Below are 21,264 nucleotides of genomic sequence, written 5' to 3' on the forward strand. Positions count from 1 at the left end.
GTCCATTAGCTCAGTTAGGGATGATCAATTTCAGAAGCTGGGTTTCTTGCTCTCTCAGTACGATGCCGTCCTTTTCCTCTAGCTCGCCGCTGAAAGCATTGTTGGCTCGATCCGCTTCGTTCGGGGCCCACTCAAGCGCGATTCGAAACATGTACCCGCGTCTGTCAGCACGCTGAAGTACCCCGGCCGGGTACTTAACCTCCAATTCAAGGACAGGGCTGCCTTTGGAGAACTCGATCCACACTTGCCATAGACGGTGCTGTTCTTTACCGGTGTAGATGTAGTCCGCCGGATTGTCTTTGGTACCGGGACCGTCGGGTAACTGGCCGAGCAGATTCGGATCTATCCAGTAACCATTGAGGAACCTGTCGTAGAACTGGTCCTTGGTGCTTTGCAGTTCGTCGGCATAAAACAGATATGTCTGGATCATCGCCGGTTGCAGGGTCACGTCCTTGCCTGCCAGCGCATTCGGCACCTGGATTTGCAGCCAGAAACCCAGGTTTTTTCTCGGCGTGCTGCCTCCGCCGGTGGACAAAGCCCTGCCGCCGACGCTGGGACGTTGCAGGGTTTCCAAGAGGGCTTGCGTCTGCCTAAAGTGGCCTTCATCGCCATGCCATTCCGGGATTGATCCTCGCCCCCAAGTGCAACGGTACAGCCACAGGCGCAGTCCCTCGCGCTTGTAGCGGTTGGCGGCCATGCTGATCATCAAATAGGCGATGCCGAGAATCGCCAAGGTGATGATCACCGGCTTGGACATTACCCAGGCAAAGCCGAACCAATAGCCAAGGCCAGTGCCGATAGTTTGTATCGTGGCGACCACAGACATGCCTGTAACGATACGAGATTTTCCTTTGAGTAAGCCTTTTTCAACCTCGCTGGTGGCGCCATCAACGTCATGGGACAATTGCCAAGCTTCTAGCCCGCTCGCCACAGCACCCAATGCCGCCCACGTCACCGTGCGCCAGATCAGCCCTTTAGAAACGTTCGCAAACTCAGTCGCCAGCGTTGCTCTGGCACTTTTCCCGTCAATCGCAGCTGTTCTGGCCTCCGACAACCAACTTCTGTATGAGGCTTGAGCCACGCTCCGAGTTTTGAGCCTTAGTTCAGCTGTCATATTCCCCGCACGATTCCACGCCGGCCCTACCCACAACGCCGCGATCGCATTCCCTGCATACGCCGCACTCGCACTCACATTGCGCCATTCATCCGCCGAGAATTTGCCATCGTTCTTTGCCTGTTTTGCCGTGTGATGCAAGTTCCAGGCGTTCAGGCCCACCAGCAGGGCAGGCAAGGCATTGCCCAGGTTCTGGTTCATCCAGGCTTTGGTGCTGCGCAGGTGTTCCTGAGTGCCGAATGTTTTCAGCTGCTCGATCACCTCCGATTTCCCCAGATCGGAGAGCCAGCGGTTGATTTGTGGCAGGTCGACAGGCAGGCGCGTGGGGCCTGAGGTTTGACCGGAGATCTGGTTGGGGCGTTGCAGGAAGAGGTGTTTCAGGCGGTCTTCTTGGGCTCGCAGAAAGTGACGCGCTGCGCGTTGATCGTGAGGCGCCGCGCGATGGCGTAAGGCGTTGTTGGAGGACGCTATCTTGTTCTGCACAGTGGCGACTTCCAGCAGCCAGGCCTGGTACTCGCGTTGGTAGTTCGGGTTGTAGACCAGCTGTGTGTCCATGGAGATTTCGGTAGAGATCAGCACTTGCGGTACGGCCAGGGTCAGTGCCAATTGCTGTTTCATGGCCGGCAGCAGCATGACGCTCAAGCCGTGCCAGGCGTCTCTGGCCTTGTGGTTGGCGACGTCGAGGAGGGTGTTCATCGCCTGTTTGGCGGTGCTGCTCATGGCCTGGTAGAGCTGGCTGTCGCGGACGGATTCCAGGTCCAGCACCGCCTTGATTTCATTGAAGCGGGTGCCGATGCTCGTGGCGTCGCCCGGGGATCTTGGGTTCAGGGTGGGGGAGTGACCGTCGCCTTCGCGGCCCTGGTCGTCGAGTTTGCCGGTGGTGCTGAAGTTGTGGGTGACCTGCTTGATCAGCGCGGCGAGTTCCGGGTTGAAGTTGTACAGCGCGGTGCCGAACAGTTTGCTGGGCTGCGCGGCTTGCGCGAGTAGCCATTGCTGTCCGCGTTCGACGTTGCCCAAGGCGGTGTAAAGGGCGTGGGCGGTTTCCAGCAGTTGGCTGGCCTGATCTTCGTGGCCGGTGTCGTGAAAGACCGTTTCGGCACCTGGGTTCAACTGGTTGAGCCAGTCGATCAGGTCGTCGGCACTGCGCTGGATGTGCGCCTGCAGCTGTAGCGCCTCGACGGTGGTCTGGCTCAGGTAGTTTTGTACCTCGTCAAAGCGCACGTCCTCGCGCCAGTAGCGTTTGGCGTCCCATTCCTCGAGGGCTGTCCGCCATTTTTGTTGATCAGGCAGATGTCCCCACCTGGCTTTGAACGCGCGTTCGCCGGCCGCCGCTGTCGAGTTCGCGCCCATCCTCACCATCGCGCTGTACTCGGCCTCCACCAGTTCCGTGGACCGTTCGATTTCATCGTGGGTGCTCAGCAGCGTGTACAGGTCATCGGTGTAGGCCTGGCGCTGGATCGGGTCCTTGATCGAGGAAGGAATGAACGGCTCGGCATCAAACCCGCACAAGTTCTGCACGGCTAACGCACTTTGTAATTGCTGTTGATGCAGGGCTTCGAACTGGCTCTGCTCCATAAGCCGACCGACGAGGTTCATGTTCAGGTCGTCGATCACCGCCAGCGGATCGTCCAATGCGACAAACAGCGCCGTGTCCTGCATCGGTACCCGGCCGCGGACCAGCGCTTCTTCAAAGGCCGGCTTGAACGCCGCGTCCGGGTCGGCGGTTTCGGTGGGCAGCAGGGTGCTGGTGAAGCTCGGCGCCTGTCCGCCATAGACGAAAATGTCTGCGACACATTTGCCCAGCTCGGTGATCGCCTCGCCGTGGGCGACTTTGCCGGTGAGGCAGTACGCCGGCAGGTCGACGCTGCGCATCCAGCGGGATTGCTCGGCGGCGTTGCTGCGCATCAACTCGCACATCCGCCACGTCCATTGCACAGGCGAGTAAGCGATGCGCAGTTGGGTTCGGCGGGAGTAGAGCAGGTACTGGCGTGCCTGGCCGGGGTTGTGGCGGGTGTCCTGGTTCAGCTCGCGCTCGGTCCATTCGTGACGAATGAGCATCTCGCGTTCCACCTGATACTCATGGAAGGTTTTGTCGACGCTGCTCCACACGTACAGCCAGCCGTCCCGCAGCTGGCGCAGGGTGTAGCTGCGGGTCTTTAACGGTGGCAATGCGGGGTTTGACCAGTTTTTCGGAAGCGGATTAGGACCTTGGGCGCTGCCTTGCGGCGACTCGTCCACGGCATACCGAACCGGGAAAACGGCCACTTCCTTTTGCATCAATCCGCACTGGCCGGAGCCCATCGGTATGTTCTGGAATTCCTGATTGCGCCGGGCCTGATCCAGCTGGGCTTCTGTTGCGTAGCTCATCACATGTCCTTGTGGTTTTCGGTGGGTAGACAATCGTTATCCATCCGCTGGATACGCAGTTCTGGTGCAAGTTGGAGGGCGTCGGGATTGTGTAAGAGCCAACGCTGATAAGGCCCGTCTGATTGAAATGCGAACCCAATTCCCCAGCGCACGCTGTACTCGACCCAGATGGCGAGACTGCACTCGCTCGACAACCCCCAAGCCTCGGCTTCATCCAATCGTTGATCGAACCATTGGGTTCGTGTGCTCTCGTCCAGTTCTGCCAAAAGCAGCGGCTCGCGTTGCTCCAAGCTATGGTTCAACCGCTCGGAAAGTTGCCAACGGCCAGCGCGGTTCAGCGCCTTCAGTTGCCCCTCACCCAACAGGGTATTGACCCCGTCAGGGGCAGGCCCGGCGCGCAGAAAACTACGCCACACAGATTGGGGTGCGGATTCCCAGGAGTGTTGACCTTCAGGCACATGCCACGCCTCGATCGGTCCCAGAATCCCGTCGAGGTGAGTGCCCTGATAGCTCTCCAACCAATGGCGCGCCACCAGCGGATCGGCAAAGCGCAGCAATCCGCTCCCGCCCAGCACATCAGGTGGCGCGATAAAGCGCCGCAAATGATCGGCAACAACCTGCAGGGGAGCGCGACTGGACAACAGGCTGGCATCCGCCTGCTGGTACTCCTCGCCGATCAAAGTGGACGGCCCCTGAAGCGAAACCAAAATCGGCCCCAGATCCTGTAGCTCACTCCACCGTGTCCCGAGATACAGCGGCACAATCTCCAGCGGTTCGCCACGCTGGTACAGACGGGCAAGCGCATCGGGCCGCAATACACCATCAATCAACAAATAGTTGGCTTGGGAAACTCTGTTCACTGGGCTGTCCATTCCCTGTTCCTTGTGTTGAGCAACGCGTAACCGTTGCCTGATCACTGCATCGGGAACGCGAAAATAAGGGTTCCCACGGGGCAAAATCGCCCAACGGGTACCAGAACCCTTCTCAAGGAACGTGCCAGAAATAATGAGGAGTAATGAAATCGGGGGTATGAGGCATTTTTGTCCGACGTTTGAAACAAATAGAGGCTCAATTACCCCTAAAAGTGCGCAAGAAGTTGCGCAGTGCCTGGCAACTTTTTGCGCACTTGTCTGTACAGCACGGGCGACGTTGCCTGCAAGAATGTGTCCACAGGCTTATCCACATTTTTTGTGCGCAACTTCTTGCGCATAGTGGCCTTAAGTCATCACCCTATCCGATGGTGTTCAGATAGAGGCTGGGCTCAGGTTTACGAATGGCTTCGCAGCCGGGCGGTTTCTGGGGAATTTGATAGTCTGGGTTCGGCGCAGCTGCAGCCAGTTTCAGCAATCTGAAGGAGCGAGGTTGCTCGCGATGGAGGAAGGAACACCGCGGGGTATCAGGTTCCCCGCGTCATCGTTGACGACCATCGCGAGCAAGCTCGCTCCTACAAGGGATGGCGATTCCATATAATCCTGCGCTTGTTCCCACACATCAACCAAAGGCACCAGGATGGCGCTCACACTCAGGCAGGCACAGGTTACCGATCTTCCATCGATCTACAGGGGCGAGCAGGACTATATCCGGTGCTGGGAACCTGATCACGAAAGCGCCTGGCGAATCCAGCTGGAGCGGCACCTGACGCGCTGGGTGGAGAACTTCGAACGGTTCACCATCGCGTCCATGGACGAGCAGTTCGCGGGTTATGCCTTATGGACTGCCGAGCAGGATCACGCCGAAATCTGCACCCTCAACGTCAGCCCGTCGCATGGACGCTGCGGCATTGGTCGAGCGCTGCTCGAGGCTTGTACGGCGGCGGCATTGCGAGAAGGCTTCACGCTCATGAAGTTGAGCGTGAAACCCGAGAACCCCGCCAGGCACCTCTACGAACGAGCAGGTTTCGTGCGGAGCGGAATCGACACTCACGGTTATCTGCAATACGAGCGCAGAACTGATCAGGTTCCGCGCCCGTAGCGCGACTATCAAAAGCTGTATTTGGCCGTCAGCATGTAGTTGCGCGGTGCACCGTAGGTATCCGTCGAACCCCAGGTCACGTCATAGCCGATCGCCGAGTAGTAGGTGCGGTCGAAGATGTTGTTGGCGTTGAGTTGCAGGTCCAGGTGCTTGTTCACCTCGTAGCCGGCCATCAGGTCGGTGACCGCGTAGCTGCCCTGTTCGATGCGATAGCTGCCATCGTCGAGCGCCACGTCGTTGTACATGCGGCTCTGCCAGTAGACGTTGCCGCCCACGCGAAACTTCTCCAGCGGACCTTGCAGACGGTAAGCGGTGGACACCTTGAACAGGCGCTCAGGCTGATCCGGGGTGAAACGCTGGTTATCGTTGGCCGGGTCCGAATCCTTTTTGTAGCGGGCGCGGGTGTAGGTGAAGCCGGCGCCCACTTGCCAGTTCGGGGTCAACGCACCCTGCAGTTCCATGTCGATGCCCTGGCTGCGAACCAGGCCGGACGATTCGTAGCAGGTCATCTCCGGGCAACCGGTCTGGTCGTCGGCGACGCTGGCGCGGTTCTTCTGATCGACCTGGAACAGCGCCAGGCTGGCGTTGAGGGCGCCGTTGAAATATTCGCCCTTGATGCCGATTTCGTAGTTCTCGCCCACGATTGGTTCGATCACCTTGCCGGAGGTGTCCTTGGAGGTTTGCGGGGTGAAGATGTCGGTGTAGCTGGCGTAGACCGAGTAGGTGTCGTTCAGGTCATAGATCAGGCCTGCGTAACGGGTGACGTTGCGAGTGACCTTGTAGTCGCCTTCGCCCGTGCGGTTGTCGTAGTCATACCAGTCCAGACGGCCGCCGAGAATCAGGCTCAACGGGTCGGCAAGACTCAGTCGGGTGGTCAGATAGACGCCGTCCTGGCTGGTGACTTCATGGCTGTCGCCGCTGTGCACGAAGTCCGGTTTCGGCGCGCCGATCGCCCATGACAGGGCGTAGGGGCTGTACTCGCGCGTGCGCAGGTCGACTTCACGACGGCTGGCGCCGAGCATCAGTTCATGGGTACGACCGAAGGCTTCGAACGGGCCGCTGGCGAAGGCATCGAATGCGGTCTGGTCTTCCTGGGGGTTTGGACTGATAAGCCGTTGTCGCCAGCGGGCCGGAGTAGCGCGACAGATAGGTGCCGGAGAACAGCGCGTCCTGCCAGGACTTGGTGGCCGCCAGATGCAGGCTCCAGTCGTTGACGAAGTGATGCTCGATTTCGCCGAACAGCGTGTTGATTTCCTGCCGTTTGTTTTCCCAATCCGTGCCCGGGTAAGTGGAGCGCGGCAAGTCCAGATGGTGGCCGTCAGTGCCGATGGGCAGGCCGCCCCAGAAGAAGTTGGTCTGGTCTTCCTGGCGCGAGAAGCCCAGGGTTGCCGTGGTGTCGTCGCTCAGGTCCGCCTCGCCGATGGCATAGAACAGGCCATGGTCGCTTTTTTCCTTGTCGCGAAAGCTGTCCGAGTCGCGGTAGGAACCCACCACGCGACCCCGCACGCTGCCGCTGTCATTCAGCGCGCCGGAAGCGTCGAACTCCCCGCGATAGTCATCCCAACTGCCAGCCGCGCCGGTCAGTGTGACCTGCGGGGTAGCGGTGGGGCGCTTGCGAACCATGTTGATGGCCGCCGAAGGGTTGCCGCTGCCGGTGACCAGGCCCGTCGCGCCGCGAATGATTTCGACCCGATCGAACATCGCAAGGTTGGGCTGCACGCCGACGTTCCAGCCGGTGTAAGAACTCGGCAGGCCGTCGTACATGATGTTGTCGATGTCAAAACCGCGTGCGCTGTAGGTTTGTCGACCTGGGCCGCTGGACTGGCTGAGAAACAGCCCCGGCGTTGCCCTGACCACATCGTTCACGCTGGTCATGGCCTGGTCGTCCATGCGCTGACGGGTGATCACGGTCACGGCCTGCGGGGTCTCGCGCATGGTCAGCGGCAGCTTGGTGGCGGTCGACATGGCACCGGTGGTGTACGACCCCGTGCCTTCGGTGGTCTGGCCCAACTGATCGGCGCTGACGTTCACGGCTCCCAGTGTCAGGACCTGCTGGTCGCCGATCGGCTCGTCAGGCGTTGTTGCCGTAGCGGGTTCCTGCGCAAGTACAAAGGGCGAGGCGCTGGCCAGGGCAACGGCAACGGCGAGAGGACGGGGCCAAAAAAATTGCACGCGAAAGTCTCCTTACAGAATGGATGTCGGATTGAACGGATGGGGGGTGTTTCAGCGGCGGCGGGGTGGACCGAATTGCGTTACGAGGCGGACATAGGCACTCACACAAATGCTGTTGTGATTACTTGTGATAATCATTCGCAACAGAGTGCCAGATTGGATCCTGGAAAAAAAGTGCTAATTACCAATTGGTTAACGAAAATTTCACATTTCGAAATGAATGGACGCTGATGAAACTGTAGGAGCGAGCTTGCTCGCGATGGAGTCAGATACACCGCGGGGTGTCAGGTTTCCCGCGTTATCGTTGACGACCATCGCGAGCAAGCTCGCTCCTACAGGTGATTGTGGTTAGCCTCCTTACATCTTGTGCCCCGCATGCTGATGGTGCTCATCGTGAGTGTCCTGCGCCACCGGCGGCGCCGGCTGCAACCGTTCGGTCTCTTCGGCCAGATAGGTCAGCACCGCATTGATCTCGATCTCACCCAGGCGCAGGTTCGGCATCGCCAGGCTGTTGTATTGCTCGAACAACTGCGTCGCCAATGCATCTTTCTCCGCCAGCATCGCGTCCGGTTCCTTGATCCAGCGTTTGAGCCATTGCGGATCGCGTTGGCGGGTGACGCCGATCAGGTCGGGGCCGATGCTGCGGATGCCGGCGTTCGCGGTGTCGCCCACGGTATGGCAGGACGAGCAGCGGGTGCGATAGATCTGCTCGCCGGCGCTTGGTGGACGCAGGGTCGGGGCAGTGGCGTAGTCCTGGGTGCTGGTGCTCGGCTGTTTCCAGTTCTGCAGGGTTTTGCCCAAGCGGTCGGCGAGGATGTAGGGGTTCTCCATGGGCGAGGATTTCATCCAGCGGCCGGTGCTCTGGTTGCCGATGATCAGGCTCAGGTTGTGGTCCTTGTTGCGGCCGTTGTCGATGCCTTCGATGAATAGGCCCAGGCTTTTGCGCAGGGCGGTGATGTCGTCCTTGTTGCCGGTGAGGAACTGCCAGCCCGGGCCGATCCTGAATTTCTCGGTGTATTTCTTCAGCACCTCAGGGGTATCGGTTTCCGGATCGATGGTGATCGAGTAGAGAAAGATGTCCTTGCCGACTCGGTCGCCCAGCACCTTCTGGACCTGGAGCAGGCGCGCGGTTTCCAGCGGGCAGGAGTCGGTGCAGGAGGTGAAGATGAAGTTGATCGCCACCACCTTGTCTTTGATCAGGTCATCGAAAAAATGCACCTTCTGGCCGTCCTGATTGACCAGTTCGGTGTTGGGGAAATAGTCCTTGCCCCAGGGTGTGCTCGTGCCGCTTTCCTCGGCAACGGCGGCTGCTCCGCCAGCGATGCTCAGGGTTAAAAGCAGCAACGGGCGAAGGAGTCTGATCGTCCGGTTCCAGTGTGAGGTGATCATGAGTGCGTCCTGTGCAGAGTACTGATTGAAGCCTTGCACTCCACCGGTAAGGGCTGGAGTGCAAGGTGATGCCGGTCAACGGACGGAGATAGGCGCTGTGACCGACTTGCCGGAGGACGACTTGATCGTCACGACGGGAGTCGCCGCCGGCCCGTTGCCGGTGGTGCTCGCCGAGATCCTCCAGCGCGCGCCGGTGGCGGTTGGCGTCAGGGTCGCCGTACCCAGTACCAGCGGCCCGCCGGTGGTGGCTGCGGTGACGGTCAGCACCGATCCGGTCAGCGACGTGGTCCCCGCCAGATCCCAGGTGTAACGGTTGTTGCTGCGTACCGACACCGTGGCGCTGGTCACTTGCAGGTCCTCGTTGCTGGTCGCTGCCGGTGCCACCGAGACAGTCACAGTGCCGGGGGTTGCCGAGACACCACCCTTGGCGTCGCGCACTTCATAGGTGAAGGACGCGATGCCCGGCTCGGTGAGCGCGGCCGGTGGTGTGTAGATCACCCGGGTGCCATCGGTGGTGGTCGTGCCCATGCCGGAATCCGGCTGTGTCAGGCCGACCACGGTGAGCGGCACGTTGTTGTCCGGGTCACTGTCGTTGGCCAGCACGTTAAGGGTGACCGGCACACCGGCGGTGGTGCTGCCGGCGTCGGGACCGGCGATCGGCAGTTTGTTGGTGCTGTTGTCGTCGCCGCCTTCGTCCTCGTCATCGTCATTACCGCCTTCGCCTTCGCCTTTGCCACCGGTACGGAAGGTCGGCAGGGCGGCGGTGGCGACGTACTCGACACCATCCCAGCTTGGCAGCGGTGTCGGCATCAGCTCGAACTGGCCGGGGTGTTCGATGTCCCAGCGCAGCAACATCGACGAGTCCTCATGCTGGGTGTTGTGGCAGTGCTCCATGTAGGTCCCGGCGAATTCGCGGAAGCGGATCGCCATGGTCACTTCGGTGGAACTGTCGACTTCCGGCCCGATGCGGTACACGTCCTTGCGTGCCCATTTTTCCCAGTCCGGTGGTGCCTTGCCGTCGCGGTTGAGGATCACCCCTTCCTCGAAGTGCACGTGCACCGGATGGCTCCAGCCGTTGCCGCCGTTCTTGATGTTCCACACTTCCAGGGTGCCGTCGCCGCTGAAGCCGGCGTCGGTCGGCCCGGTGGACAACGACGCCGCGGCGGTCAGCTGGCGTGGGTCCATGCTGTAGCCGAAGCCGCCGTCGGTCTTGATGGTCCATGGCGCGGTGTCGGTGCCATCGGAGCGGCCGAAGGTGAAGCTGCGGTGACGGGCCTTCTCCATTTTCGCCTTGTCGGCCACGTCGTCGCGGTTGATGGTCAGCGGGATCATTTTCTTGCCGGCAGGTTTGCCGGGTTTGGCCGGTTCATAGGCGACAGGGTCCATGCTCAGGTCCTGGCCGGAGTATTCCTTGACGATCAGTTGCAGGAACTTGCCCACCACCGGATCGCCCTTGTCCCACTGCGGTCCCTTGCTGCTTTGCTTGAGCACGGCCTTGTATTTTTCGGACAGGACATCGCCCAGCGGCACTTCTTCTTTCTCCGGACCCTTGCCGGTCTTGTGTTCCATCAGGTTGACGAAGTAGATCTTGTCGCCGGTTTTGATCCCGTTTTTCGCGAAGTTGATGATGATGTCGTAACGCTCGGCAATCGCCTGGGTCGGCAGGATGCCGTTGTTGTCTTTCAGGTCGCCGTCGCCATCGAGGTCCATGCTGCCGTCGAAGGGAATGGCGTGTTCCATGATGTTGCCGTCGTTGCCGATCATGTGGAATGGCACCCGGGCGTAGGACACACCTGAGCCGGATGGCCCTGGGAACTCGCCGCCGGTACCCTTGATTTCCCGCACCACGGCCAGCTTCACGTAGCGTGACACCGAGCCGTTGAGAATGCGGAAACGGTAGCTGCGCGCGCGCACGTTGAGGAATGGCTGGTACTGCCAGTTCACCAGCATCTGGTCACCGATGAAGCCGTCGGTGTTGAACGGGTTGAACCACAGTTGGCCGTTGGCATCCCAGGCCTTGTCGGCCACCACCAGGTTGACGTCATAGTCGCGGTTGCCCCAGGGCATGGCGCTGCCGCTGGGCAGGCGCAGGTTCACGCCATCCTCGAAGGCCTCGTTCCCACGGTCGATGGCGCTGTAGTAGTTCATCATCACCGCGTTGCCCTTGTAGACGTTCTGTGCGGTGAAATCGAGCATGTGGTCGTGGAACCAGTGAGTACTCATGGTTTCGCGCCAGTCGCCACGGATCTTGATGCTGCCGTTCTCGCAGGTCTTCTTGGCGGGAGCCATGTCGTTGACCCACAGGGTTTCGCCCGGCGAGCAAGGGAAGGCGGCGCGTGGGTCTTCGGCCTTAGTGTTGATGGTGTCGTAGCCGGCCAGTTGCACCGGCCAGCGGTAGTCGTAGTACTGACCGGGGAAGAAGAAGGCGTTGGCATAACCATCGCTCTCGGCCGGGCTGTGACCGTTGTGTTCGTGGGTACTGATGGTGTGCAGGCCGAAACCGTTGTTGGCCGCCGGATCAATCGGCAGGGCGTTGTAGTGACGCATCAGCAGCGGTTGGCCGTAGCGGACCATCAACAGTTTCGGCGGCAGGGTGCCGTCGAAGGTCCACACCGAGTTGTGGTTCTGGATCGGCATCTTCGGATGGATGCGAATGTCGATGCCTTTGGTGGTGCCCTTGGTGGTTGGAATGTCCGAGGTCTGGTAGTAGAGACCGCCCGGGCCGAATTCACCCTTGGCGTAGCCATGCATCTGTTTGCTGTCGCGCAGGCCCAGGTTCTGCCGGGCGCCGGCTTGCACGGTCTTGAACGCGGCTTGCGGATAGAACTCGTTCCAGCGCTGGTGCGACCAGCCTTTGCCGCCTGGCCGTCCTTCAGCCGGAGAGCCCACGGGGGCGCGGTTGAGGAAGGCTTCGATCTGCGCCTTCCAGGGGTTGCGGTCCAGTACGTTGGAGTATTGGGTCGGGAACGGCGTCAGCCCCGGTTGGCGCAGGAAGGCTTCCAGCGCAGTTCCCGATGGGCCGCTGCGGGCGATGCTGTTGGGGTCCTGGCCGGGCATCGGGCCTACCGTCGGCACGGGGAAGGTCAGTTGCCCCGGTGGCGTTTGCGGGTCGAGTTTCTCCGGGCCGAATTCTTCGAACAGGAGGATTTGCTGGGTAAAGGGTTCGGCGCCAAACAGCGGGCTTGGCTTGCCGTTGGTGGGGAAGTTGAACGAGGTCTGCAGCGCAGGGGGCAGGACGTTATCGGCCCTCGGAGTGTTGCGGTCGCCCTGGCCGCCGTTGGGCAGCGAGAGCGAGCCGTGGTTGGCCTCCGGCATCGTGCGGATTTCCAGCAGCGCGGCCGCAGGGTCGGCGGGTTGCGGCCGGTAGTAGGAGGGGTCGGTGTGTGATGGCTCGCTCTCATCGTCTATCGGCGAAGCCCCCGCGTCCCCCATGGTGAATGCCAACAATATGGCCGAAGCCATGTCCGGCCGTATCAAGCGTGAGAAAGAACGGTTGGGTTGTTTGGTCTTCATTCTTTTGCCTCCCCGGCAAGGTGTGGCGCCAGGCCAGACCTGCATCGCGTTGATAGCACTGTGCCCTATATTTGGGCGTCAAGCAGGGACCGTGCCAGCGCTCGCGGCGATCGGAAAACGTGAGCAAATGTTTCATGGATCCAACAGTCCGCGGACAATCGGGGGTGGTTAGGCGGGGTGTTTCAAGAGAGGGACAAGTGGGGGCAAAGCCCCTGTTTTGGGGGGGATTGGGGGAAATTGGCCCGCAGATCGGCTAATGCTGAAACCCTAGCCCTGTGGCTGTTTGCGCCACATCCCGGGCGATGTGCCGAACTGCCTTTTGAACGCCCGACTGAACGCCGCCTCCGACTCATAGCCCACCGCAAACCCGATCTGCGCCACATTTCCCCGGCCTTCACGCAGCTGTTGCGCGGCCACGTGCATGCGCCAGAGCGTCAGGTATTGCATCGGCGGTTGACTGACCAGAGCCGTGAATCGTTCGGCGAACACCGACCGCGACATGCCCACTTCAAACGCCAAACCTTCCGCCGTCCAGTTTTCGGTCGGGCGGGCGTGGAGCAGGGCCAGGGCGCGGCCGATCTGCGGGTCGCGCAAGCCCGCCAGCCAACCTCGGCGCTCGGCGGGGAGGCTGGCGACGTACTGGTTGACGGCTTCGACGAACAACAGTTCCGACAGCTTGGCGATGACCGTGGCCGAGCCGACCCGTCCCGCCGCGATCTCGCTGACGGCGAAACGGAACGAGCTTTCGATCCAGGTGCCCGAGGCGGTCGCGCGCAGGTCCAGTTTCAACAGCGAAGGCAGCGACGACAGCAATGGACTGAAGGGCGTTTCGGACCCAAGAAAACCGCAAAGCAACTGCGTGGCCACTTCGCCGCCTCCGCCGTATCGAATGCGGGAAATGCCGCCGACTTCGGGTGGCTGGATGACCTCTTTCACCGGCATCGGAGCGATGCTCAGGTCGCTGCCGAAGGCATGGGTGTGATTGTGCGGCAGCAGCACCAGTTCGCCGGCCTGCACGTCAACGGCGGTCTCGCCCTCGACCCGGATCTGCATGCTCCCGGCGGCGACGAAGTGCGATGCGATGACATGCCTGGGTGACTGCTGAAAGGGCTTGCAATCCTCTTCCGACATGCGCCCGTTGATGCACCAGGGCGCGGTGAGTTCGGCCTCGAGGAACACCCCTCCAGACAACCGGATGACACGCAGTACATCGGACAGCGCATCGAGCATGGCCAGTTCTCCTTTCCGGACGACGGAGCAGGTATTCCGGCGCATCGGTCATTCAACGCCGCAACGGCGAGGCCTAGATTAGCACCAACGCGGAACCGGCGATCCAGGCGCCCTTGGCGGCCTTCATCGAGGGTCATTGGCTCCGACGTTATCGCTAACTGGCACATCCCTATTCGACCAGGCAATCCGGAGATCAATGTGAATACTGTCGTGACCGTACCCAGCTCCTTACGCGGCAAAGCTGCCGCCAATGTCGATCGCTATGCGCAAATGGTCAAAGCATCGAAGAAAGCCGAATGGCAGATCGACCGCGATCTGCTGCAGGACCGCCGCTTTGATTTTTCGCGCAAATTCCTCCCCGACGGTCTGTCGCAGATCGACCGGCTGGCCTTTCTCGGCGACGACGAAGCGCGCCTGTTCAGCCAGATCCAGGGCCGCACCTATGCGTATCTGTTCGGCCTGGTCGAACGCTTCATCAGCGCCAAGATGCTCGATCAGGGCAGGGCCCATGTGTTCGACGATCAGTTGGCGCTGGAGGCGCTGGTGCGTTTCTCCAACGACGAAATCAAGCATCAGGAGCTGTTCCGGCGCATTGAAATCATGATTGGTGAGCAATTGCCGGCCGGCTATCGCCAGGTGGCCGAGCCCAATGAGGTGGCCCGCGCGGTACTGGCGGCCAGCAGTTGGTCGGTGCTGGCGCTGACCTGCCATATCGAGCTGTTCGTGCAGACCCACTACAGCCAGAGCATCGCCCCGCGCGAAGAGCTGTGCCCACTGTTCAAGGACGTGTTCAAGTTCCACTGGAAGGATGAGAGCCGGCACGTGGTGCTCGACGAACTGGAGTGGCAAGCGGAACACGCCAAGCTCTCGCCGGCCGAGCGCGACCTGGCGGTGGATGACCTGATTGCCCTGGTGGGCGCCGTGGACGGCATCCTGCAAGCACAGTCGGCAGCGGATGCCGAGTACTTCATCCGCAGCGTTTCGCGCCCGTTCAGTGCCGATGAACGCGCGCAAATCAGCGACGGCCTGCTGGGCGCCTACCGCTGGCAGTACATCGTTTCGGGCGTGCAGCACCCGCACTTCGGCAAGCTGCTGACGAGCATGACGACGCCGGAACAGATGTCGAGGATCCAAACGGCGCTGGCGCCCATCCTGGAAAGCTGATCCCGCCCGCGCGACCGACATTTCATCGGTCGCGCGATTTTTTGTGGGCCGTCGGTCCGGCGTTATCCCCGGTTCCCTGCTATTAATTTAGGGTGCAGGAATGCAAATCTTTCGGGGAGCGTGTCATGAATCCATCCGTGCGTATCGGCATCGTCGACGACCATCCGTTGTTGCGCGAGGGCGTTGCCAATACCTTGAAAAGACGTCCGGACCTCCAGGTGGTGGAGCAGGGCGCGAGTGCGGACGATGCCAGGGAAATTGCCGAACGGGTGAGCCCGAACGTGATGTTGATGGACGTCAATATGCCCGGCGACGTGTTCGCCGCAGTGCGCTTCATCACCACTCAGCTATCGAATGTGAAGGTGCTGATGCTCACGGTTTCCGAGTCCGAGAACGATGCCTTCCTGGCGCTTGAGGCTGGCGCCAGCGGCTATGTCTTGAAAGGGATCAGCGGGCCGCAACTGGTCGAGGCGATCAGGGCGATTGCCCGTGGCGAAACCTTCATCTCCCCCGAGCTTGCGGACAAACTGCTGAGCAACACCAAAAAGCATGAAGCGGAAATGCCCAAGTTCGATTTGACCCCGCGTGAGGAGGAGGTCATCCGTGAAGTCTCGAAAGGGCTGACCAACCGGGAAGTGGCGACCAAGCTGCTGATCAGTGAAAAGACCGTCAAGCACCACATGGGCTGCGTGATGCAAAAGCTCAACGCGCGAAATCGCGTGGAAGCGGTCACCGTCCTGCGGCGTTATTGGGAGCACGAAGCGGTCGAGCGACTTCGCTTCGCCGCCGAAGAAGCCTCCCAGGACGCTGACTAGAGTCGAAATTGCGCATTGACCGACGTGCCGGCGGCGCTGGAGTCAATGCTGAACAATCCGCCCAATGATTCGACGCGATAGCGCAAGCCGGCCAGCCCCAGCCGGCTCCTGCCTGATTTATCGAGCTCAAAGGCGTCGTCCGACAGGCCCGGTCCACTGTCCCTGACGCTGATGTTCAGTATCCCGTTGATGTACTTCGCCTGGATCGCCTGGCCCTCGCCGTTGGCATGACGGTAGGCGTTGTTGAGCACTTCCTGCACGAAACGGTACAGGCAGAGCTTGAGCGGCATCGACGTGACCTTCGGCAGCGTACCGATGTTCAGGGCCACCTGGGTGCCGGTCCGTTGCTCGTGTCGCTGTGCCACCAGATGCAGCTCTTCCACCAGGGTCAGGTCGTTGATTTCCGGCAGGGCCAGGCCTCGGGACAGATCCCGCACCTCGCGCAATGCGTCGGTGGCCGCGCCGCGAATGGTTTCCATCGACTCCTGATCCACGTTCGAGCAGTTCTCGGCCAGGTCGTCGAGGCGGATCAGAATCAGGGTCAACAACTGCGCCGGGCCGTCGTGCAGGTCCGCGCCGATGCGGCGCAGGGTCAGTTCGTTGACCCGGGAAAACTCCTGAGTCGCCGTGGCCATCTTGCGTTGCAGTTCGGCATTGCTGATGTGCAGGCGGGTCTGCTCCTGCAAGCGCAGGCGCAGAGCCACTTGCTGGCGCTGGATGATCTTGTCGCCACGGCGCACGATGAAGAACAGCAGCGTCAACATTGCCAGCGTCGCGGCGCCGACCACCGTCCAGACTTCCTTGCGGATGCGATTGATCTCGACCTTCAGGCTCTCGGCCTTTTCATAGAACTCGCCCACCGCGATGATCTTGCTGGAACCGGCATCGCGCAGGGGCGCGTAGATCTCATAAAGCGGCAGGTCGAGTTTGCGTTCCCACTCGTTCTCGTCCTGGGACGGGTCTTCAACGTCGGTGACCACCTTGCCCTTGAGCGCCTCGCCGACATGCTCCAGCGGGAATTTGTGGTTGGTAATGGCCTTGTTGGTGCTGTAGACCACCGTACCGTCGGCCCGCCAGATCTTGATCGAGACGATGTGCTGTTTCAGCGCATGACTTTGGGTGAGACGATCCAGTGCCTGGACACTGGCTTCAGAGAGGGTGTTGTTCTCGCTCATCTCCTGCACGAAGGGCTCCAGAAAGGTCCCCATGTATTGCGCGCCCGCAGCTGCGGCGCTGTTCACCGCGGCGTTTTCGATGTTTTCGCTCACCAGATTGCCCACGGAAAACATGGTCAACCCGAGAATCACCGCCGCAATAATCACAAATCGCGTCGAGTTGCTCAGCTGCCGCGCCCAGAACCGCGCGCCCCAGCTGCCGTTGCGATGCTCATCGATCGGTGGGGTGGATTCGAACAGAGGCTCATTCTGATGCGCGATGAACGTCGCGTCTTTTGAGTCGACCTTTGCGTCTTTTGTCATGGGATTGGTTCTCCGATGCCTCCATTCAAGAAGTGTAGGCCTCTTCACCCCGTATGCTGCGCCCTGTAGTCGCTGCCGAAGGCGCGATCTTTTCAGATGGATTTCAACGCCGACTGAACGCCAACCGCGCCGCAAACAGCACAAAAATCATCCCCGTGGTGCGATCCATCCACTTGATCACGCGCTCGCGTCGCAGAACGCTGGCCAGTGGTTGGGTCGCGCCGATCAGGGTGGCGGACCAGATCAGGCCGAGTACCACGTGAATGCTGACCAGACCGAAGGTCCAGGCAATCAGGTTTTGTCCCTGGGGAATGAATTGGGGGAGGAAGGAGACGTAGAAGATGCCGACCTTGGGATTGAGCACGTTGCCCAGCATGCCCTTGAGGAACCAGTTGGCGTTCGGCTTGCCATCGGTTTCGACGGGGGAGAGCGAGCGGCGTGGGCGCAGCAGCATGTTCAGCCCGAGCCAGGCCAGGTACCCGGCGCCGCAGTACTTGAGCAGGCTGAACGCCAGTTCCGAAACCGCGATCAGGGCGCCCAGGCCAAAAGCGACAGCAGCGCCCCACAGCAGACAGCCGGCGTTGATGCCCAGTGCGGCACGAAACGCCTGTTGTCGGCCTTCCACGGTGGCGGTTCTCAGGACCAGGGCGGTGTCCAGGCCGGGAGTCAGGGTCAGTACCGTGGCGGCGAGGGTGAAGGCGAGCAGGCTGTCGAAGATAGACATGGGCGGTGGCTTCCACGTGGGGATGGCCGCACGTTAGCACATGGCCCGAACAAATCCCCCGCACCTACGCCGTTTTACGCTGCGCACTTTCCTTGCGTTCAACCACCTTGAACGTCAGTCGCACCAACGTTCCCTTCTGATCAAGGCTGCTCAACGTCGCCTCGCCGCCAAAGCTTTCCATGATCTGCTTGACCATGATCAGCCCGATGCCGAGCCTGCCGTCCTTGGTCGTGTAGAAGGATTTGAAGGCCGCCATTTCCTGCAGCCTGGACAGTCCGTATCCGGTGTCATGCAAGGTCAGATGCAGCCATTGCTGGGTTTCATCCAGCTCGGCGCGGATGGTCAATGTTCCCCCGCCAGGCATGGCCTCGATGGAATGGGCGATCACGCTGTTGAGAATCTGCGACAGCAGCAGCGGGTTGCTGACCACACGGGGCGTCGGCTCGTTGCTGAAAATCACCTGGATTCTCGATTGCCCCAGTTGCGTGGCGAAGGTGCTCAGCGTGGCCTGTACCCCGACCATCGGCTCCACCAGTTCAGCCTCTCCGCGAATCGGTCGCAGGCACAGCAGCAGTTCATGCACCCACTTCGACATCCGGTCGACCTGGCTGACGATATCGGCGATGTTCTTGCGCGCGGGCTGGCCCTCTGTTTCGTCTGCCAACTCGGCACTGGAGCGGATGCACGCCAGCGGATTGCGCAGGCTGTGGGCAACCGCCGTGGACATCTCGATCAGCCCCAGATAGGTCTTGTTGGCCACCAGTTGCGCTTCCTGCGACGCCAGTTGCGCCGACGCCCGTCGCACCATCCAGTACAGCCCGAAGTACAGCAGAACACCGCCCAGCGCCGTGGACAGCCAGATGATCCAGTGGCCCCGCTCGAGCCTTTCGATCAGGTCGGACGGCTCCTTGTAGATTTCCACCATTACCAGTGTGTTGCCCACGTCATCCATCAGCGGGATGTAGCTTTCGATGAAGAAGTTTTTCGGCGGATGCAAAAACTGCTGCTCGGGGCGCGCTTCATCGGCCGCGCTGTATTTGGTGGAGACCCGGTCCTTGGCGTGAAAGGCGGCTTCCAGTGCTTCGTCGTCGAGAAATTGCTTGCCGATCAATTCGGGATTGGTCGACCAGATCACCGTCCGCTGCGGGGAGTAGAGGCTGATCAACAGGGAATCGGGCAGGTGCGACAGATGGTCGAAAAACTCCGAGCGCGCCCGTAGCCGGTTCTGTGCCAATTCATGGGAAAGCACGCCATACGGAGGCGCCGCCAGCACATCGGCTACCCGCATCCCGGTGAGCCCGTGATGGCGGATCTCGCCGGCGGCGATGGTCTGGATGAATTGCGCTGACAGCAGTGCATCGCGCTCCAGGCTTTCGATCACCAGATATTGGGTCGACACCGTGCCCAGACCAAAGGCGATGACGCTGACGAGGAAAAAACTGATCAGCGAAAACCAGCGCAACAGATTGAACTGCCGTGTCGGCGCAATGGCGTCGGCGGCTCCCCGGGGCAGGCGATTGAACAGTGCTGAAATGGCAGCCATGGGGAATGTCCTGTCAGTGTTTCGTTTCCCTGTGCAGCAAATCGGGCTTCTACTTCAAGCCTGTAGTAACTGGAGCATTGTTCATGCCAAACCTGAGGCTGGACCTGACGCCAGAGCCGTTGGGCGTTGAGCGAGGGCGGGTGGTCAGATGAGAGGTTCTGAACCGGGGCGCGAAAGCCAAATTTGGGGCAAATTCCCCAGTCATTGCCCCGAATCCGCAAGCAACCTATCGACCATGCGCCGCATCGGCCAACTGCCCGGCATCGACCCGCACGAACACCGAGTCACCCACTGCCGTCAGCACGTCGCCGGCGAACACTTCGCAGATCACCCGAGTCTTGCGCCCGACGTCGCCTTCCACTCTGGCCCGCAACGTCAGCGGCACGCCCATGGGGGTGGGTTTGATGAACTTGATGCCCAGGTTGCCGGTGACGCAGTTGATGCGCGGCAGGCTGGCGACTTCGCGCTGTTCGGCGCGGTAGTGCCAGGCCATGGCGGTCCAGTTGGAGTGGCAATCCACCAGCATCGCGATCAGGCCGCCGTAGACCAGATCCGGCCAGCCGCAGTACTTGTCTTCCGGCACATGTTCGGCCACGACATGGGTGCCGTCCTCGTGCCAGTAACTCTTGATGTGCAGCCCGTGGGGATTGCTGCCGCCGCAGCCGTAGCAGACGCCGTCGGGGGCTGCCGTGTCTTGTAGAGAGGTGTCGTGGGTGGTCATGCCTGGATCATCCTCGAAAGTGGAAGCCCCGATTGTTAGGCAATTCGCACCATAACGCACCCCCTGTTGCGTTTCAGCGCCGTGCCGAATGCTGCTGCGGCGCAAGGAAAGCGTCGTGGAAGTAAGTGCGAAACGCCTGCATCGCCGGACTGAATTCGCGCTCGCGGTGCCAGGCCAGGCCGACGCTCATGGGGGTGACCTTGTCGGTGATGGTCACGGTTTCGATGCGTTTGCCTTCCAGCGACCAGGGGCGGTGCACCAGATCGGAGAGAATTGCCACGCCGCTGCCGTTGGCCACCATGCTGCGCACCGCTTCCACCGAGCTGGTGCGGACCCGCACGTCGGGTTGCTGATGGGCGTGTTCCCAGTAGCGCATGGCGCTTTGTTCGGCTTCGTCGACGGTCAGCAGGATGAACGGTTCCCTCGCCACATCGGCAAGGCTCACCGCCGAGCGTTCGCACAGCGGGTGATGGCTGGGCAGCCACAGCCGGCGTTCGGAGTTGAACAGGGTTTCGGAGACGATGTCCGGGTGCGTCAGGTTCGCCGTGAGCACCACCGCCATGTCGAATTCGCCTTCCAGCAGGCCTTGCTCGATGGCCTGGCGTTCCCGTTCGTGCACTTCGATGGCCACGTCCGGGTGCCAGTGTTCCAGGCGTTGCAGATGGTGCGGCAGGAAGTAACCGATCACCGTGTAACTGGCCGCCACCCGCAGCAGGCCGCTGGCGCGCACGTCCGGCAGCGGGCTGTTCAGCGCATCGTCGACGCTGCGCAGGATCACGTAGGCCCGATTGAGAAAGTGCCGCCCGGCATCGGTCAGGCTCATGCCCTGCGCCGAGCGCTGGAACAACAGCGCGCCGAGCATGCCCTCCAGCTCCTTGATCGCGGTGGTCACCGCCGATTGGGAAATATTCAAATGGATCGCCGCCTGGGAGATCTGCCCGATCTCGGCAGTGGCGACGAAATAACGAACCTGGCGCAGGGTCAGTGACATGAAAGCTCCGGTCGACGAGGTATCTGTTTTTCAGAAGCGATCTGTTTTTCAGAGCTATCTGTTTTTCAGAAG

13 protein-coding genes and 1 pseudogene are annotated in these 21,264 nt (G+C 61.0%); 3 read left to right on the plus strand and 11 right to left on the minus strand.

The window, feature by feature from the left end:
- Positions 1 to 10: 10 nt before the first annotated feature.
- Complete coding sequence (locus ACW9JE_RS07490) at positions 11 to 3,481, minus strand: T6SS effector BTH_I2691 family protein (RefSeq protein ID WP_457432366.1); 3,471 nt, start codon at positions 3,479 to 3,481, stop codon at positions 11 to 13.
- Complete coding sequence (locus tag ACW9JE_RS07495) at positions 3,481 to 4,353, minus strand: DUF4123 domain-containing protein (protein ID WP_457432367.1); 873 nt, start codon at positions 4,351 to 4,353, stop codon at positions 3,481 to 3,483. Before ACW9JE_RS07495 ends, ACW9JE_RS07490 begins: the two co-directional genes overlap by 1 nt.
- Positions 4,354 to 4,990: 637 nt before the next feature.
- On the opposite strand from ACW9JE_RS07495, the gene ACW9JE_RS07500 reads away from it, so the two are divergent.
- On the plus strand, positions 4,991 to 5,452 hold the full coding sequence (locus tag ACW9JE_RS07500; RefSeq protein ID WP_224532859.1) for a GNAT family N-acetyltransferase: 462 nt from the start codon (positions 4,991 to 4,993) through the stop codon (positions 5,450 to 5,452).
- An 8-nt stretch (positions 5,453 to 5,460) separates the two neighbouring features.
- Here ACW9JE_RS07500 and ACW9JE_RS07505 read toward each other — a convergent pair.
- From ACW9JE_RS07505 to ACW9JE_RS07520, 4 genes and pseudogenes are all read right to left on the minus strand, one after another.
- Positions 5,461 to 7,624, minus strand: a pseudogene (locus tag ACW9JE_RS07505) (TonB-dependent siderophore receptor).
- 357 nt (positions 7,625 to 7,981) lie between these two features.
- Positions 7,982 to 9,013 (minus strand): SCO family protein, encoded by a 1,032-nt coding sequence (locus ACW9JE_RS07510; protein ID WP_457432368.1) that lies wholly within the window; start codon positions 9,011 to 9,013, stop codon positions 7,982 to 7,984.
- 75 nt (positions 9,014 to 9,088) lie between these two features.
- Complete coding sequence (locus tag ACW9JE_RS07515) at positions 9,089 to 12,475, minus strand: Ig-like domain-containing protein (protein WP_457432381.1); 3,387 nt, start codon at positions 12,473 to 12,475, stop codon at positions 9,089 to 9,091.
- 318 nt (positions 12,476 to 12,793) lie between these two features.
- A complete protein-coding gene (locus ACW9JE_RS07520) occupies positions 12,794 to 13,756 on the minus strand; it encodes an AraC family transcriptional regulator (RefSeq protein WP_457432369.1) in 963 nt (320 codons plus the stop codon).
- A gap of 198 nt (positions 13,757 to 13,954) precedes the next feature.
- Between ACW9JE_RS07520 and ACW9JE_RS07525 the strand changes: the two genes are divergently transcribed.
- On the plus strand, positions 13,955 to 14,920 hold the full coding sequence (locus tag ACW9JE_RS07525) for a diiron oxygenase (RefSeq protein ID WP_457432370.1): 966 nt from the start codon (positions 13,955 to 13,957) through the stop codon (positions 14,918 to 14,920).
- A gap of 125 nt (positions 14,921 to 15,045) precedes the next feature.
- Positions 15,046 to 15,735 carry a response regulator gene (locus tag ACW9JE_RS07530; RefSeq protein ID WP_457432371.1) on the plus strand — a complete coding sequence of 230 codons (690 nt, stop codon included), beginning with the start codon at positions 15,046 to 15,048 and terminating at the stop codon, positions 15,733 to 15,735.
- Here ACW9JE_RS07530 and ACW9JE_RS07535 read toward each other — a convergent pair.
- From ACW9JE_RS07535 to ACW9JE_RS07555, 5 genes are all read right to left on the minus strand, one after another.
- Positions 15,732 to 17,213, minus strand: a complete 1,482-nt coding sequence (locus tag ACW9JE_RS07535) for a sensor histidine kinase (protein ID WP_457432372.1) — start codon at positions 17,211 to 17,213, stop codon at positions 15,732 to 15,734. The genes ACW9JE_RS07530 and ACW9JE_RS07535 overlap by 4 nt on opposite strands.
- Positions 17,214 to 17,316: 103 nt before the next feature.
- Positions 17,317 to 17,937 carry a LysE family translocator gene (locus tag ACW9JE_RS07540; RefSeq protein ID WP_457432373.1) on the minus strand — a complete coding sequence of 207 codons (621 nt, stop codon included), beginning with the start codon at positions 17,935 to 17,937 and terminating at the stop codon, positions 17,317 to 17,319.
- Positions 17,938 to 18,001: 64 nt separating this feature from the next.
- A complete protein-coding gene (locus ACW9JE_RS07545) occupies positions 18,002 to 19,480 on the minus strand; it encodes a sensor histidine kinase (RefSeq protein ID WP_457432374.1) in 1,479 nt (492 codons plus the stop codon).
- A gap of 226 nt (positions 19,481 to 19,706) precedes the next feature.
- Positions 19,707 to 20,201: a PaaI family thioesterase gene (locus ACW9JE_RS07550; protein WP_457432375.1), complete on the minus strand. Its 495-nt coding sequence runs from the start codon at positions 20,199 to 20,201 to the stop codon at positions 19,707 to 19,709.
- Positions 20,202 to 20,274: 73 nt separating this feature from the next.
- Positions 20,275 to 21,192 carry a LysR family transcriptional regulator gene (locus ACW9JE_RS07555; RefSeq protein WP_457432376.1) on the minus strand — a complete coding sequence of 306 codons (918 nt, stop codon included), beginning with the start codon at positions 21,190 to 21,192 and terminating at the stop codon, positions 20,275 to 20,277.
- Between the last annotated feature and the right edge of the window lie 72 nt (positions 21,193 to 21,264).

This window comes from Pseudomonas sp. SDO55104_S430, assembly GCF_054070595.1.

Coding starts and splice junctions, on each gene's coding strand:
- ACW9JE_RS07490 (WP_457432366.1), bottom strand. CDS start 3,481: ATGAGCTACGCAACAGAAGCCCAGCTGGATCAGGCCCGGCGCAATCAG.
- ACW9JE_RS07495 (WP_457432367.1), bottom strand. CDS start 4,353: ATGGACAGCCCAGTGAACAGAGTTTCCCAAGCCAACTATTTGTTGATT.
- ACW9JE_RS07500 (WP_224532859.1), top strand. CDS start 4,991: ATGGCGCTCACACTCAGGCAGGCACAGGTTACCGATCTTCCATCGATC.
- ACW9JE_RS07510 (WP_457432368.1), bottom strand. CDS start 9,013: ATGATCACCTCACACTGGAACCGGACGATCAGACTCCTTCGCCCGTTG.
- ACW9JE_RS07515 (WP_457432381.1), bottom strand. CDS start 12,475: ATGGCTTCGGCCATATTGTTGGCATTCACCATGGGGGACGCGGGGGCT.
- ACW9JE_RS07520 (WP_457432369.1), bottom strand. CDS start 13,756: ATGCTCGATGCGCTGTCCGATGTACTGCGTGTCATCCGGTTGTCTGGA.
- ACW9JE_RS07530 (WP_457432371.1), top strand. CDS start 15,046: ATGAATCCATCCGTGCGTATCGGCATCGTCGACGACCATCCGTTGTTG.
- ACW9JE_RS07535 (WP_457432372.1), bottom strand. CDS start 17,213: ATGACAAAAGACGCAAAGGTCGACTCAAAAGACGCGACGTTCATCGCG.
- ACW9JE_RS07540 (WP_457432373.1), bottom strand. CDS start 17,937: ATGTCTATCTTCGACAGCCTGCTCGCCTTCACCCTCGCCGCCACGGTA.
- ACW9JE_RS07545 (WP_457432374.1), bottom strand. CDS start 19,480: ATGGCTGCCATTTCAGCACTGTTCAATCGCCTGCCCCGGGGAGCCGCC.
- ACW9JE_RS07550 (WP_457432375.1), bottom strand. CDS start 20,201: ATGACCACCCACGACACCTCTCTACAAGACACGGCAGCCCCCGACGGC.
- ACW9JE_RS07555 (WP_457432376.1), bottom strand. CDS start 21,192: ATGTCACTGACCCTGCGCCAGGTTCGTTATTTCGTCGCCACTGCCGAG.